The organism is Cupriavidus sp. CuC1, assembly GCF_044627735.1.
Classification (GTDB): Bacteria; Pseudomonadota; Gammaproteobacteria; order Burkholderiales; family Burkholderiaceae; genus Cupriavidus; species Cupriavidus ulmosensis.
Genome location: NZ_JBIUHC010000044.1, coordinates 19879 through 32759 on the forward strand (window position 1 = coordinate 19879; position 12881 = coordinate 32759).

Genomic DNA, 12881 nt, shown 5'->3' on the forward strand with positions numbered 1-12881 from the left:
CTCATACCCCCAGCAACGCGTTCAGCACCGGCATCCTGGCTTGCAGCTCCGCGGCCGCGAAGCGCTCGACGATGGTGCCGTGTTCCATCACATAAAAGCGATCTGCCAGCGGCGCGGCAAAGCGGAAGTTCTGCTCCACCATCACCACCGTGTAGCCCTTTTTCTTGAGCATCAGGATCATCCGCGCCAGCGCTTGCACGATCACGGGCGCGAGGCCCTCGGAGATCTCGTCGAGCAGCAGCAGGTTGGCCCCGGTGCGCAGGATGCGCCCGACGGCAAGCATCTGCTGCTCGCCGCCCGACAGGCGCGTGCCCTGGCTCTGGCGGCGCTCCTTCAGGTTAGGGAACATCTCGTAGATCTCGGCCTCGCTCATGCCGGTGACCGCGCTGGTGCCCTGCCCTTTCAACAGCGGCGGCAGCATCAGGTTTTCCTCGCACGACAGGCTGGAGAAGATGCCCCGCTCTTCCGGGCAATAGCCGATGCCGCAGTGCGCGATCTTGTGCGTCGGCATGCCGATGGTCTCGGTGCCATTGACGCGGATCGAGCCGTTGCGCTGGCCGGTGAGGCCCATGATGGCGCGCAGCGTGGTGGTGCGCCCGGCGCCGTTGCGGCCCAGCAGCGTCACCACCTCGCCGGGATTCACGGTCAGGTCCACGCCATGCAGGATGTGCGATTCGCCGTACCAGGCGTGCAGGTCCTTGATTTCTAGTGCGGGCGTTGTGCTCATCCTGGCTCCTCAGTGCGCGCCCTGCAATTCAGTTTCGACGGTGCCCATGTAGGCCTCCATCACGCGTGGGTCTTTCGATACCTCGGCGTACGGCCCCTCGGCCAGGATCGCGCCGCGCTGCAATACCGTGATCTTGTCGGCAATCGACGAGACCACGTTCATGTTGTGCTCGACCATCAGGATGGTGCGCCCCACCGCCACCTTGCGGATCAGCTCGGTGACGCGCGCCACGTCTTCGTGGCCCATGCCCTGGGTGGGCTCGTCCAGCAGCATCATCTCCGGCTCCATCGCCAGCGTGGTGGCGATCTCGAGCGCGCGCTTGCGGCCGTACGGCAGGTTGACCGTCACCGTCTGCGCCACATCGGTCAGCCCGACCTGCTCGAGCAGTTCCATGCCGCGTGCGTTGAGCGTGTCGAGCGTGCACTCGCTGCGCCAGAAATGATAGGAAGTGCCAAGTTGCCGCTGCAGCCCGATGCGCACGTTCTCCAGCACCGTCAGATGCGGGAATACAGCAGAGATCTGGAACGACCGGATCACGCCGCGCCGGGCGATCTGCGCCGGCTTCTCGCGGGTGATGTCGATGCCGTTGAACAGGATCGTGCCCGTGGTCGGCTCGAGGAACTTGGTCAGCAGGTTGAAGCAGGTGGTCTTGCCGGCGCCGTTGGGGCCGATCAAGGCATGGATGGCGCCGCGCCGCACCTTGAGGTTGACGTCGCACACGGCGGTGAAGCCGCGGAACGACTTGGTCAGGCTGCGCGTTTCTAGTATGGAATCTTCGTGGGGCATCGCTTTGTCGCCTTTGGCATGCATCGGAATACGGATCTGGCCAGCGGCCCTAGCCGTGGACAGGCAGCGTCTCTACGGCGTAGGCGTGGTGCAGCGAGCGGGCAAGAACCGGATCCTCCAGTTCGATCTCGAAACGATCCGCCGACCGGATGCCGCCGATCGCGGCCAGCGTGCCGCACAGCATGGCGGTACCGTCGTCGAAACTGCCGCCGTGCTCCGCAAACCTGTCGAGCAGGTCCTGGGGCGAACGCATCGCCGTCACCGGCCCTTGCTGGTACAGCACACGCTCGCCGTCGATGGTCGCGTAGGCACGCAGGACAAGCTGGTCCCAGTGCTTGCCGACGTCCGCCAGGCGCCAGAGCACTTGCGCGCAGGGCTTGTCGCACATCTGCTTGGACACCGTGATGCCGTAGCTCTCCACCTCCCGGTCGGTGTGGTCCGAGGCAATGCCGACATAGATCTCGCCCTGGTCCTTGAGCAGCAGGAACTCCACTTCGCCGCTGCTGGCATCCCCGCTGACCTGGATAGCGGGTTGCGATTGCAGACGCTGCGCCGCGACCCGGTAGAAGACCGGGGTGGCCGCCGGCCGCCTGACACCCAGCGCCTCCAGCTCGCGGATGTGCTTCTCCATCGCGTCGGTGTCCCGTCCCGTCCAGCCCGCGATGACGAGCTGCCTGATGGTCACAACGCGCTGCCACCTGCCGGTGCGTGTCTCGATATCGAATGTCAGCATGTTCCGTTCTCCGTAATGGCTATGTAGTGGCCTTGTAGTGGCCTTGTAGTGGCTTTGCAGTGGCTAGTCGCTATTTCTTGAGCAGCGCGCATTTGCTTGCGGCAATTGGGCGGAACGCCTCGCTGGCTGGAATGACCTGCTTGATCTTGTAGTAGTCCCACGGCTTTCTGGATTCCTGCGGGGTCTTGACCTCGACGAGATACATGTCATGCACCATCAACCCGTCGGCGCGGATCTTTCCGTTGGCCGCGAAGAAATCATTGACGGGGCTGGCCTTCATCTTCGCCACCACTGCATCGGTCTCGTCGGTTCCCGCGGCCTGGACGGCCTTCAGGTAATGCATCGTCGACGAGTACACGCCGGCCTGCACCAGCGTGGGCATCTTCCTGGTCTTGTCGAAGAAGCGCTGCGACCACGCGCGGGTCGCGTCGTCACGGTCCCAATAGAACGAGGTGGTCAGCATCATCCCTTGCGCCGCTTGCAGGCCAAGGCTATGGATGTCGCTGATGAACATGTGCAGGCCCGCCAGCTTCTGTTTTCCCGCGCCGCCAATGCCGAAGTCCCGGGCGGTCTTCAAGGCGTTGACGGTATCGCTGCCGGCATTGGCCAGGCCGATCACCTTGGCGCCCGATGCCTGGGCCTGCAGCAGGTAGGACGAGAGGTCGGGGGAGTTGATGGGATGCTTCGCCTTCCCGACGATCTTCCCGCCTGCCGAGGCCAGGGCGTCCGTCGCGTCTTTCTCCAGGGATGCACCCAGCGCATAGTCGACCGTCAGGAAGTACCAGCTGTTGTCGCCACCCTTTGACAGCGCCTTTACCGTGTTGGCCGCAAAGGCGTAGGTGTCATAGGAATACTGGATGGTGTAGGGCGAGCAATCCTCGTTGGTCAGCCTTGTCGTGCCGGCACCGCTGGCAATCACCAGCTTGTGCTTCTCCCTGCCGAGGTTGGACACCGCGAGCGCCACCGAGGACGGCAAGACGTCCTGGATGACGTCCACCTTCTGGTTATCGAACCAGTCGCGCGCGATGGTCCCGGCCACATCGGTCTTGTTCTGGTGATCGGTGCTGACCACCTTGATGTCGGATCCCAGCACCTTCCCGCCGAAATCGTCCACGGCCATCTGGGCCGCCACCAGCGACCCTTTTCCGCCGATATCGGAAAATATCGACGACATATCGGTCAGGACGCCGATCTTCACCACGCCGTCGCTGATCTTGCCCGGCTGTGCCGCGGCAATCGCCGAAAACCCCAACATCGTGCTGGCCAGGAACATCGGCTTGAATCGAAAGCGGAACATGTTCTCTCCTCTCCATTGCTGGACTGCTAGAAGCCGCGACAAGGTCTTGTCGGCGGATAACGCGTCTACAAAGCGTCTACGTCTCGTGGCTACGCAGGACTTCCTCCATGCCCATGCCGATGCCGAGCAGTTGCCGGTCCGCCATGGGCGGCCCGAACAGCATCAACCCGACCGGCGCTTCTCCGGCTTCATGGCATGGCAGGGTCAATGCGCACAAGTCGAGCACATTGGCGATGGCAGGATTGCGCAACAACAGCCGGTTAGCGTTGAAGAACGCGGCGTCATCGGCCAGGTCGGCAATCCTCGGCGCCGCGATCGGCACCGTCGGCAGCACCACGGCGTCGAACCCTTCCATTTCGCCTTGAGCCTCCCGGCACAAAGCCAGCCGCCGGGCGCGCGTGCGCAGGTAGTCCGCGGCGCCCTGCTGCTCGCCCATCCGGATACGCGACAGCACGCGCGGGTCATAGCGATCCGCCAGGGCGGCAACCAGTTCGGCGTGCCACGCGCTTGCCTCCGCCGCCACCAGGCCCCCGTTGATGCTCAGTTCTGGCAACTGGTCCCAGCTATCGAAGGCAACGTCCCGCAGCACGGCGCCGGCTGCGGCCAGCCGGCCAAGAGCGCGCTCATAGGCGCTGGCAACTTCGCGGGAAAGGCCGTCGAGCACCACGTTCCTTGCCACGGCCAGCCGAAGGCCACGCACCGGACGCGCTGCCAGCGGCCCATCTGGCTCGCCCGCCATGACCCCGTCGAGCGCGGCGCAACAGGCAACCGTTTGTGCCAGGCAACCGATCGAGTCATAGCTGGGCGACAGCGGCACCGTTCCCTGCAGCGGCACCCGGCGCGCCGTGGGCTTGAACCCCGTAATGCCGCAGAGCGCCGCGGGAATCCGGCACGAGCCGCCCGTATCCGAGCCGATCGCGGCCACGGCCATGCCGTCCGTCACCGAAACGGCGGCCCCGGACGAGGAGCCGCCGGGAATGCGGCCAACCGCACGCTCGAACGGATTGCGGGGCGTCCCGTAGTGCGGATTGATGCCAACCCCGGAGTACGCGAACTCGGTCATATTGGTGCGGCCGACAAAGACCGCGCCGGCCGCGCGCAATCGTGCAATGGCGAGCGCGTCGGCCGTGGCAGCCTGCTCGGGCAGCACGCGCGCCCCGGCCCGCGTGACGTCGCCCTGCACGTCAAACAGGTCCTTGACCGAGATCGGCAGGCCCGACAGCGGCCCGGCCACCCCCTGCCCGCGCAAAATATCGCTGGCCCTGGCCTGCTTTGATGCGGCCATGCTCACGCCATGCGGGAAGACGCGCGCGCCCTCCCCGCCCGGATTGCAGGCGCGCTCGACACAGCCCGCCAGCAGCGACGCCGCATCGGCGGTGCCCGCCGAGAGCTGGCGCATCACGGAATCCACGGTCGCCACCATGATCAGGCCGGGTCGAAGTAGTGGATTTCCAGCAGCATGCACCCCGCATTCGACTTGAAGGGACCGTGATAGGCGCCCGGCGGACGACAGGCATAGGTGTGCGGATCGAACGCCTGCCCGCCCTCGCCCTGTTCGTCGTTACCGACGGTCAGGTCGCCGCTGAGCAGATACACCTCCTCCCAGTAGCGATGCACGAACGGCGCGGTGGTGAAGACACCGGGCTGGAAACGCAGCAGGCGCGTGCGGCTGCCGCGGCCGCCGCTTTCGTCGAGCGAGCCGGAAAGGATCTTCTGCTGGATGCCCGCGGGATAGCCCGCAGGCACCTCCCAGCCGCTCGCCATGTCAATGGTGTGGAACTCATCGTGAAGCTTGTTGATCGCCATCGTTATCTCCGTGCGTGTCAAGGAATGTCAGAGCGCGATTGCCCGCTCAGGCAGCGCGTGCCAGCTGGCCCAGCTCCGCGCCGAGCGAATAGCTGTCCAGGATGTTGTCGACCAGGCCCGTGGCCTTCTTCCAGTCATAGGTCCGATAGGTGTGCCCCTTGGTCACGAAGCTCGCGCCCGCATAGAACATCTCGTATTGGTTATGGCGCGATGCAAACTCGGACCCAACGGCATCCCACGCCAGCTTGAAGAACTTGACGCGCTCTTCGGGGCTGCAGGCCGGGGATTTCTGCGTCTTCTCGATGATCCTGGCCAGCTCCGGATTCTCGAAATCGTGGAGGCTCGACGGCAGCATGATCATCCCGCCGCCTGCCAGCTCACGCAGGGTATTGAGCACCTTGGCGTAGAGCTGCTGGGTGATCACCTGCGACCCGTACAGGAGGTTGCGGTCCGGCATGAAGTAGCCTCGCTCCATGCGCCCCTTGGATTCCATGCCGTAGACGAAGGCCTCCACCATCCCTGCCTCGGCAGCGAGCTGGCCCAGCATCTCCCTGACCTGGGGGAAGCCGTTGGTGCCGTTGACCTCGGTAATCTTTTGCGCAATGCCTACCAGGAAGCGCACTTTCACCATCAGCCGTACCTGGCACTGGTAGTTCTGGTAGCTATGCGCCGGCGTGGCATGAAACTGCCTGGCGCACATGCCGACATCGCCTGCGATAAAGACGCGCTCCCATGGCACCTTGACGTCGTCGAAGTACAGCACCGCATCGTTCTCGTCGTAGCGGCTCGACAGCGGGTTGTCGAACACCGAAGTCGCGTTGGCCTCGTACGACTTGCGCGACATGACTTTCAGCCCCTTGATGTTCATGGGCACCGCGAACGACAGCGCGTACATCTCGTCGCCCTCGCGCAGGGGCTGGATGCAACTGCAGAACACCTCGTTGGCCATGATGCCGCTGGTGGCCAGCATCTTCGCGCCGCGCACCGTGATGCCTTCGGCATCCTGGTCGACGATGCCCACGGCCAGGTATTTGTCCTCCTGCTCGTGCGCCGCCTTCGACTGGTTGGCTTGCGGGTTGACGATGACGTACGTCAGGAAGAGGTCGTTGTCCCGGGCGTACTTGTAGTACTCGCGCAGGGCGCCGGCTCGCGCACGGTCATGCTGCTCGAAGACGTCGATCCCCATATACATCCCGGAGATGCAGGAAGCGACGTGATCCGGCGAGCGGCCCATGAAGCCGTAGTGCAGTTCCGTCCAGGCCTCGAGCGCCATCCGGCGCTCGACCAGGTCGTCATAGCTCTGCGGCAGTTGCCAGATCCGGCTCACGTTGTCGCCGGTATCCGGCGACTCGAATGTCATCTTCTCGATGTTCTCGGGGCGGGCCTGAAAGTCGTAAAGGTTGGCGTAACTACGGATCGAGTTGCGGAAAGCCGGGTGCGTGGTGACATCCGTCACGCGTTTGCCGTCCAGGTAAACCTCTCTGCCGTCACGCAGCATCTCGATATGCTGGCTACCAGTCTTGACCATGTCTTCTCTCCTGAATACGTAGCTGTCGTTGACTCACACGGGGGCAGCGGGCGACTGTTCCAGCGCGCGATACCTGCCTCCGAAAAAAACCAGTGGCCTGCCGTCCGGCCGGGCCTGGTGGCGAATGACGCGCCCGATAAAGATGACGTGGTCGCCACCGTCGTGCTGCGCATAGGGCTCGCACTCGAACGTGGCAAGCGCATCTGGCAGCAGCACCGGGTCTTCTCCACTGTCGGCCGCCATGCCGAGGCCATCCCATTTGCCGGAGTGCGCCTTGGCAAAGCGGTTGGAAATGTCTTGCTGGCGTTCATCGAGCACGTTGACGGCATACCGGGGGGTCGAACAAAGATCCTCCAGGCTCAGGCAACGCCGATCCACCGAGAACAGGATCAAGGGCGGATCGAGCGAGACCGAGTTGAACGACGCCACCGTGATGCCAACGGGCACCCCTTGCTTTCGGGGCGCGGTGATCACGGCCACGCCTGTGGCGAACATGGCGAGCGTGCTTCTGAAGCGCCGCTGCTCATCGGCACCGGCATCGGAATCCACTTCGCGCTTTGCATAGGTTTCGGCCATCATCCCTCCTGTACAGAATCCGAACCGCGGATCCTTCCACCGCGATCCGCCGTTTATTTGACTTTGTTTTTTACCTTTGCAACTTAGGTAGTATTGAATGCTATTGCGGATTGCAGTTCAAGTTAGTGAAAACCCTTGGGAACCCGTATGTCGCAGCGGTCACACGGCTCACGCTACGTGCACCGTGCTTTTATCTTTGCAACTTACCTATCAATAAATGCTACTATTGAACGATATCTGCCTGGCTGAAATCATTGAACGGGCTCTGCCATCGCAGGGCAGCAGGCGCATCGACACGCTTCAGGAGAACAAAGGAATGCAAGGCGAACCCACCGCAGCCCCCATCTACATGGACTACAGCGCCACCACGCCTGTCGACCCTCGAGTAGTCGACAAGATGGTGCCGTTCCTGTACCAGCACTTCGGCAATCCCGCTTCACGCAGCCATAGCTATGGATGGCATGCCGAACAGGCCGTGGAGACGGCGCGCGCGCAGGTTGCGGCGCTGCTGAACGCGGATCCTCGCGAGATCGTCTGGACGTCGGGTGCGACCGAAGGGAACAACCTGGCGATCAAGGGCGCGGCCCATTTCTACAGCGGCAAGGGGAAACACATCGTTACGGTGAAGACGGAGCACAAGGCGGTGCTCGACACTTGCCGTGAACTGGAGCGCCAGGGCTTCGAGGTCACGTACCTCGACGTCGGGAAGGATGGCTTGCTAGACCTTGACGCCCTGCGCGCGGCGCTGCGTCAAGACACCATCCTCGTATCCGTGATGATGGTCAACAACGAGATTGGCGTCATCCAGCCAGTGGCGCAGATCGGGGAGCTATGCCGGGCAAAGGGCATCCTCTTTCATTGCGACGCCGTGCAGGCCGCCGGGAAGATCCCCATCGATCTCGAGGCACTCAAGATCGACCTGCTCACCGTGACCGCACATAAGGTGTACGGGCCCAAAGGCATCGGGGCGCTCTACGTGCGGCGTAAGCCGCGGGTCCGCGTCGAGGCGCAGATGCACGGCGGCGGGCATGAGCGAGGAATGCGATCCGGTACGCTGGCAACGCACCAGATCGTCGGCATGGGTGAGGCTTTCCGCATCGCCAGGCTGGAACTAGCCGACGAATCGCGCCGGGTTGCGGGCCTGCGGGACCAGCTGCTGGCCGGGCTCAGGCAACTCGACGAGGTCTATGTCAACGGCAGCATGGCAAACCGCATCCCCCACAACCTCAACGTCAGTTTTAACTTCGTTGAGGGGGAATCCCTGATCATGGGCATCAAGGGTGTGGCCGTGTCCTCCGGCTCGGCTTGCACATCCGCGTCGCTTGAGCCGTCCTTCGTGCTGCGCGCACTGGGGCGCAGCGATGAACTGGCGCACAGCTCGATTCGCTTCACGCTTGGGCGGTACACGACCCAGGCGGAAGTGGAGCAAGTGATTCAGATGTTGCTGGCCACGGTCACCAAGCTGCGCCACCTCAGCCCGCTGTGGGACATGCATCGCGAAGGCATCGACATCGGCTCTATCAAGTGGGCGGCCCACTGACCACGGTAACCGCGCAGCGCCTTGGAGTGAACCGTCATGCTTTTTGCTGCCGCGCCAGCAGGTGCGCCAGATCGAGCGCGGCGCGATCCCCGTTGACAACAAGGCGATCCACCACCGAGCACAGCACCTTGAACTCAGTGCGGGTGACGCCCTCGAAGAGGACGTCATTGATGCGCTGCTGCACGGGAGTCAGCTCGTTCAGGAGCCTGGAGCCAGCCGCGGCCACGGTGAGCAGCATCTTGCGCTTGTCTTCGGGGTGGGCTTTCTTGTCGATCAGCCCGAGCTTCTTGAGCTTGCCGGTTTCGACGGTGACGAAGGGCCCGCTCAAATGAAGATGCTCCGCCAATTGGTTCACCGTCACTTCGCCCTGTTGCGAGAGATGTGCAATGGATCGTATCAAGGAATACTGGACGCCCGTCAGGCCGATCAGGCTGCCGAACCCGTCGCGCACGGAAAGCAGGCGGGCGGCGAACGGCAGCAGGCCGCTTACCAGGTGCCGGAATTCACTATCCGAGCCGTCGACCAGACAAGCCGGATGGGTGATCGTCAGCGCCTTGCCCTTCGTGTTGGTTACCATGCCTTGTTGACTCCCTTATCCCGATACACTGTTAATTACGCTGTTAGTTACTCAGCTAGTTGCGCTGCTAGTTACTCTGCTAGCTGCTGTATTAGCTAGCTAATTTAGCTTTTTGCAAAATACTACACACACATGGCATTGCGCTAGCTTTTGCGCAGATCCCGCGTCCTTCGCCCCCCTACCCCCAAGACACATCCCGGAACGCCTCCACCAGAAAATCCACCAGCCGGCGCACCTTGAGCGGCAACTGCTTGCGCGTCGGATACACGGCGTAGACGCCGAACTCGATCGCGCGGAACTCGGGCATCAGTTCAACCAGGTCTGCGCGCCGCAGCTCGTCCTGCAGCATGAAGCTCGGCTGCAGCATGATGCCGCCATGTGCCAGCGCAATGGCGCGGCAGGTGTCGCCGTTGTTGGAGTACACCCGGGCGCGCGTGCTCACGCTGACCTTGCCGTGCGGGCCATCGAACTGCCACTCGTCGCGGCCGGACCAGTTGGTATAGGCCAGCACGCGGTGCTCGGCCAGTTCATGCGGATGGGTTGGCGCGCCGTGCCGCGCCAGGTAGGTGGGCGATGCGCATAGCACCATGCGGGTGGCGACCAACTTGCGGCTGATCAGCGCGGAGCTGGGCATGTCGCCGATGCGCACCGCCAGGTCGTAGCCTTCGTCGACGAGGTCCACCACGCGGTCGTTGAGGGTGATGTCCAGGTCGACCTGGGGATACGCCGCCATGAAAGTGCTCCAGAGCGGCGCGAGGTGCACGATGCCGAACGTGAGCGGCACGTTGATGCGGATCAGCCCGCTCGGCTCGTGCGTGCGGGACGTGATCTCGGATTCGGCATCGTCCAGCGCCGCCAGCACTTCCCGCGCGCGCTGGTAGAAGATGCGCCCTTCCTCGGTCAGCGACAGCCGGCGCGTGGTGCGCTGTAGCAGGCGCACGCCCAGGCGCTGTTCCAGCGCATCCACATGGCGCGAGACCGCGGCCTTGGACATGCGCAGGCCTTCGACCGCGCCGACGAAGCTGCCGGCGTCGACCACGGCGGTGAATACGGTCATTTCCAGGGCGCGGTCCATGGGATTGCCTCGCTTTCGGCTGATTGTCTCGATAATCGGGACTATATATCACGCGACCGACACCGAATGAATCAATAGACTAGCAACATTCCATATGTCGTTGCAGGCCGCGGTTTTTGCCGTGGCCAACGGAGAATCGAGATGTCTACCGCACTTCCAGTCCTGTTTGTCTCCCATGGCGCGCCCACCTTCGCCATCGAGCCGGGCCTGGCCGGCCCGCAGCTCACCGCGCTGGGCCGCACGCTGCCGGCGCCCAAGGCCGTGCTGGTGGTTTCGCCGCACTGGGAAACACGCGGCGGCGTGCGCGTGACGGCAAGCGCGCAGCCCGAGACCATCCACGATTTCGGTGGTTTCCCGCGTGCCCTGTACGAGATCCTCTACCCGGCGGCCGGGCATCCGGCATTGGCCGAGCGCGCGGTGGCGCTGCTGGCACAGGCCGGGTTCAACGCCGGGCTGGATCCGCAGCGCGGGCTGGATCACGGCGCGTGGGTGCCGGTGCGCCACCTGTATCCCGATGCGCAGGTGCCGGTGTTCCAGGTGTCGCTGCCGCAGCCGCTGGACCCGGCCGGCGCGCTGGCGCTGGGCCGTGCGCTGGCGCCGCTGCGCGAGCAAGGCGTGCTGATCGTCGCCTCCGGCAGCATGACGCACAATCTTTATGAATTCCGCGGCCAGACCGGCGGCGATGCCCCGTACGTGGTGGCGTTCACGCAGTGGGTACGCGAGGCGGTGCGCAACGCCATGCGCACGGGTGACGTGCAGCCGCTTATCGATTACCGCCGGCTGGCCCCGGACGCGGCGCGCGCGCACCCGACCGACGAGCATTTCCTGCCGCTGCTGGTGGCCATCGGCGCGGCCGAGGCAGGCGAGCCGCTGGCGGTCATCGACGGCGGCATCACCTACGGCATCTTGTCGATGGAGTCGTATGTGATTGGCCAGGCCAAGGCAGAAGCCGCCCAGCCCGTTGCGGCCTGATCCCTATCCACAGCATCCCGAGGCGACATGAACACCACCCGCACTGAAATCGGCCCGCTGACCGAAGACCCCGCAAGCGGCCTTCGCTATCGCTTGCGCAAGGCGGAAACGGCCACAGTGCCCGTCGCGCGGCTCCTGCTGCTGCACGGCGTGGGCAGCAACGAGACCAGCCTAGCGCCCGTGGCCACCCGTATCGACCCGCGCGTTGAAGTGCTGCTGGTGCAAGGCCCGCTCACCTTCGGGCCCGGCCAGCATGGCTTTTTCGAGGTCAGCTTCGCGGGTGGCGCGCCCGCCATCAACGCGGGCCAGGCGGAGCGCAGCCGCCAGCAACTGATTGCCTTCATCCGCGCCCTCCATGCGCAGGACGGGGCCCAGCCAGCGCGCACCGTCATCGCCGGCTTCAGCCAGGGCGGCATCCTCAGCGCCAGCGTTGGCCTGAGCGCGCCGGCCGACGTGGCCGGCTTTGCCGTGCTGAGCGGACGCATCCTGCCGGAGATCGAGCCGCAACTCGCCCCGCGCGAGGCGCTTGCCGGCCTGTCGGCGTTCATCGCGCATGGCGAGTTCGACAACAAGCTGCCCGTCGCGTGGGCCGAGCGCGCGGACCGGTGGCTGGATGCGCTGGGCGTGCCGCGCCAGTCGCGGCGCTACCCCATCGGCCATGAGCTGAATGCCGACGTGGTAGCAGATTTCCAGCAATGGCTGGCCGGCGTGCTTTTTCCTGTCTGATCGATAGCCTGAACAAAAACCCAATACCCGCCCCCCCACCCGCATGTACAAGAAAGGCACCGCAGTAGAGATCCAGTTTTCCCCGAAGCGCTTGAACGACGGCGCGGGCGATCCGTACTGGATCGACCTGACCACGGAAGAGGCGCAACGGCTGCTTGTGCAGTTGCAGGCGCGCCTGGCGCCCAACGGCGAAGCCACGGCCGCGCCGCTCGTTTTCAGCCTGGATGAGCCGGCAGCAGAGAAGGCAGCGGCGCAGGCGCAAGCCCCCGTTGCGGCGACGCCGGCCACGTCCGCCGCCACCGATGAGTTCAAGCAATGGGTGTGCATCATCTGCGGCTGGGTCTACGACGAAGCCGCCGGCCTTCCCGAAGACGGCATCGCTCCCGGCACCCGCTGGGAGGATATCCCCGACGACTGGCGCTGCCCGCTGTGCGACGTGGGCAAGGAAGACTTTGCCATGGTGGAGTTCTGAGCGGGGCTGATCAATCTGGTTGTGCACGCAACCATTTTGGAGTATCTTGAACTGGTTGCGCACACA

Annotated in this window: 14 protein-coding genes; 4 read left to right on the top strand and 10 right to left on the bottom strand. The window is 64.2% G+C overall.

The genetic code is table 11. The features are described 5' to 3' along the window. Position 1: 1 nt before the first annotated feature. The 8 genes from ACGLHR_RS19870 to ACGLHR_RS19905 all read right to left on the bottom strand — a co-directional run bounded on the left by ACGLHR_RS19870 (position 2) and on the right by ACGLHR_RS19905 (position 7453). Complete coding sequence (locus ACGLHR_RS19870) at positions 2–727, bottom strand: ABC transporter ATP-binding protein (RefSeq protein ID WP_400095996.1); 726 nt, start codon at positions 725–727, stop codon at positions 2–4. A 9-nt stretch (positions 728–736) separates the two neighbouring features. Next, the gene (locus tag ACGLHR_RS19875; protein WP_400095997.1) at positions 737–1513 is read right to left on the bottom strand and encodes an ABC transporter ATP-binding protein; all 777 of its coding nucleotides are present in this window, start codon (positions 1511–1513) and stop codon (positions 737–739) included. 49 nt (positions 1514–1562) lie between these two features. Continuing rightward, positions 1563–2246 carry a DUF2848 domain-containing protein gene (locus tag ACGLHR_RS19880; protein WP_400095998.1) on the bottom strand — a complete coding sequence of 228 codons (684 nt, stop codon included), beginning with the start codon at positions 2244–2246 and terminating at the stop codon, positions 1563–1565. A gap of 70 nt (positions 2247–2316) precedes the next feature. Beyond that, complete coding sequence (locus tag ACGLHR_RS19885; RefSeq protein WP_400096037.1) at positions 2317–3519, bottom strand: ABC transporter substrate-binding protein; 1203 nt, start codon at positions 3517–3519, stop codon at positions 2317–2319. 100 nt (positions 3520–3619) lie between these two features. Continuing rightward, the gene (locus ACGLHR_RS19890) at positions 3620–4966 is read right to left on the bottom strand and encodes an amidase (protein WP_400095999.1); all 1347 of its coding nucleotides are present in this window, start codon (positions 4964–4966) and stop codon (positions 3620–3622) included. A 2-nt stretch (positions 4967–4968) separates the two neighbouring features. Next, positions 4969–5349 (bottom strand): cupin domain-containing protein, encoded by a 381-nt coding sequence (locus ACGLHR_RS19895; protein ID WP_400096000.1) that lies wholly within the window; start codon positions 5347–5349, stop codon positions 4969–4971. 46 nt (positions 5350–5395) lie between these two features. Beyond that, the gene (locus ACGLHR_RS19900) at positions 5396–6877 is read right to left on the bottom strand and encodes a 4-hydroxyphenylacetate 3-hydroxylase family protein (protein WP_400096001.1); all 1482 of its coding nucleotides are present in this window, start codon (positions 6875–6877) and stop codon (positions 5396–5398) included. Between the two features lie 33 nt (positions 6878–6910). Then, positions 6911–7453, bottom strand: a complete 543-nt coding sequence (locus tag ACGLHR_RS19905) for a flavin reductase family protein (RefSeq protein WP_318233537.1) — start codon at positions 7451–7453, stop codon at positions 6911–6913. A 316-nt stretch (positions 7454–7769) separates the two neighbouring features. Here ACGLHR_RS19905 and ACGLHR_RS19910 point away from each other — a divergent pair, with 316 nt between their 5' ends. Next, the gene (locus ACGLHR_RS19910) at positions 7770–8993 is read left to right on the top strand and encodes an IscS subfamily cysteine desulfurase (RefSeq protein ID WP_400096002.1); all 1224 of its coding nucleotides are present in this window, start codon (positions 7770–7772) and stop codon (positions 8991–8993) included. 34 nt (positions 8994–9027) lie between these two features. Here the strand turns inward: ACGLHR_RS19910 and ACGLHR_RS19915 are convergent, their stop codons facing one another. Next, positions 9028–9570, bottom strand: coding sequence for a MarR family winged helix-turn-helix transcriptional regulator (locus ACGLHR_RS19915; protein ID WP_400096003.1), 543 nt, complete (start codon positions 9568–9570; stop codon positions 9028–9030). Between the two features lie 178 nt (positions 9571–9748). Beyond that, positions 9749–10645, bottom strand: coding sequence for a LysR family transcriptional regulator (locus ACGLHR_RS19920; RefSeq protein ID WP_400096004.1), 897 nt, complete (start codon positions 10643–10645; stop codon positions 9749–9751). Between the two features lie 141 nt (positions 10646–10786). Between ACGLHR_RS19920 and ACGLHR_RS19925 the strand changes: the two genes are divergently transcribed. From ACGLHR_RS19925 to ACGLHR_RS19935, 3 genes are read left to right on the top strand one after another with little or no spacing between them, the layout of a single operon-like run. Then, the gene (locus ACGLHR_RS19925; protein ID WP_400096005.1) at positions 10787–11617 is read left to right on the top strand and encodes a dioxygenase; all 831 of its coding nucleotides are present in this window, start codon (positions 10787–10789) and stop codon (positions 11615–11617) included. Between the two features lie 27 nt (positions 11618–11644). Beyond that, positions 11645–12343 carry an alpha/beta hydrolase gene (locus tag ACGLHR_RS19930; RefSeq protein ID WP_400096006.1) on the top strand — a complete coding sequence of 233 codons (699 nt, stop codon included), beginning with the start codon at positions 11645–11647 and terminating at the stop codon, positions 12341–12343. Positions 12344–12386: 43 nt separating this feature from the next. Further along, positions 12387–12815 carry a rubredoxin gene (locus ACGLHR_RS19935; RefSeq protein WP_400096007.1) on the top strand — a complete coding sequence of 143 codons (429 nt, stop codon included), beginning with the start codon at positions 12387–12389 and terminating at the stop codon, positions 12813–12815. Positions 12816–12881: the final 66 nt, after the last annotated feature.

Coding starts and splice junctions, on each gene's coding strand:
- ACGLHR_RS19870 (WP_400095996.1), bottom strand. CDS start 727: ATGAGCACAACGCCCGCACTAGAAATCAAGGACCTGCACGCCTGGTAC.
- ACGLHR_RS19935 (WP_400096007.1), top strand. CDS start 12,387: ATGTACAAGAAAGGCACCGCAGTAGAGATCCAGTTTTCCCCGAAGCGC.
- ACGLHR_RS19910 (WP_400096002.1), top strand. CDS start 7,770: ATGCAAGGCGAACCCACCGCAGCCCCCATCTACATGGACTACAGCGCC.
- ACGLHR_RS19900 (WP_400096001.1), bottom strand. CDS start 6,877: ATGGTCAAGACTGGTAGCCAGCATATCGAGATGCTGCGTGACGGCAGA.
- ACGLHR_RS19920 (WP_400096004.1), bottom strand. CDS start 10,645: ATGGACCGCGCCCTGGAAATGACCGTATTCACCGCCGTGGTCGACGCC.
- ACGLHR_RS19890 (WP_400095999.1), bottom strand. CDS start 4,966: ATGGTGGCGACCGTGGATTCCGTGATGCGCCAGCTCTCGGCGGGCACC.
- ACGLHR_RS19905 (WP_318233537.1), bottom strand. CDS start 7,453: ATGGCCGAAACCTATGCAAAGCGCGAAGTGGATTCCGATGCCGGTGCC.
- ACGLHR_RS19885 (WP_400096037.1), bottom strand. CDS start 3,519: ATGTTCCTGGCCAGCACGATGTTGGGGTTTTCGGCGATTGCCGCGGCA.
- ACGLHR_RS19875 (WP_400095997.1), bottom strand. CDS start 1,513: ATGCCCCACGAAGATTCCATACTAGAAACGCGCAGCCTGACCAAGTCG.
- ACGLHR_RS19925 (WP_400096005.1), top strand. CDS start 10,787: ATGTCTACCGCACTTCCAGTCCTGTTTGTCTCCCATGGCGCGCCCACC.
- ACGLHR_RS19895 (WP_400096000.1), bottom strand. CDS start 5,349: ATGGCGATCAACAAGCTTCACGATGAGTTCCACACCATTGACATGGCG.
- ACGLHR_RS19880 (WP_400095998.1), bottom strand. CDS start 2,246: ATGCTGACATTCGATATCGAGACACGCACCGGCAGGTGGCAGCGCGTT.
- ACGLHR_RS19930 (WP_400096006.1), top strand. CDS start 11,645: ATGAACACCACCCGCACTGAAATCGGCCCGCTGACCGAAGACCCCGCA.
- ACGLHR_RS19915 (WP_400096003.1), bottom strand. CDS start 9,570: ATGGTAACCAACACGAAGGGCAAGGCGCTGACGATCACCCATCCGGCT.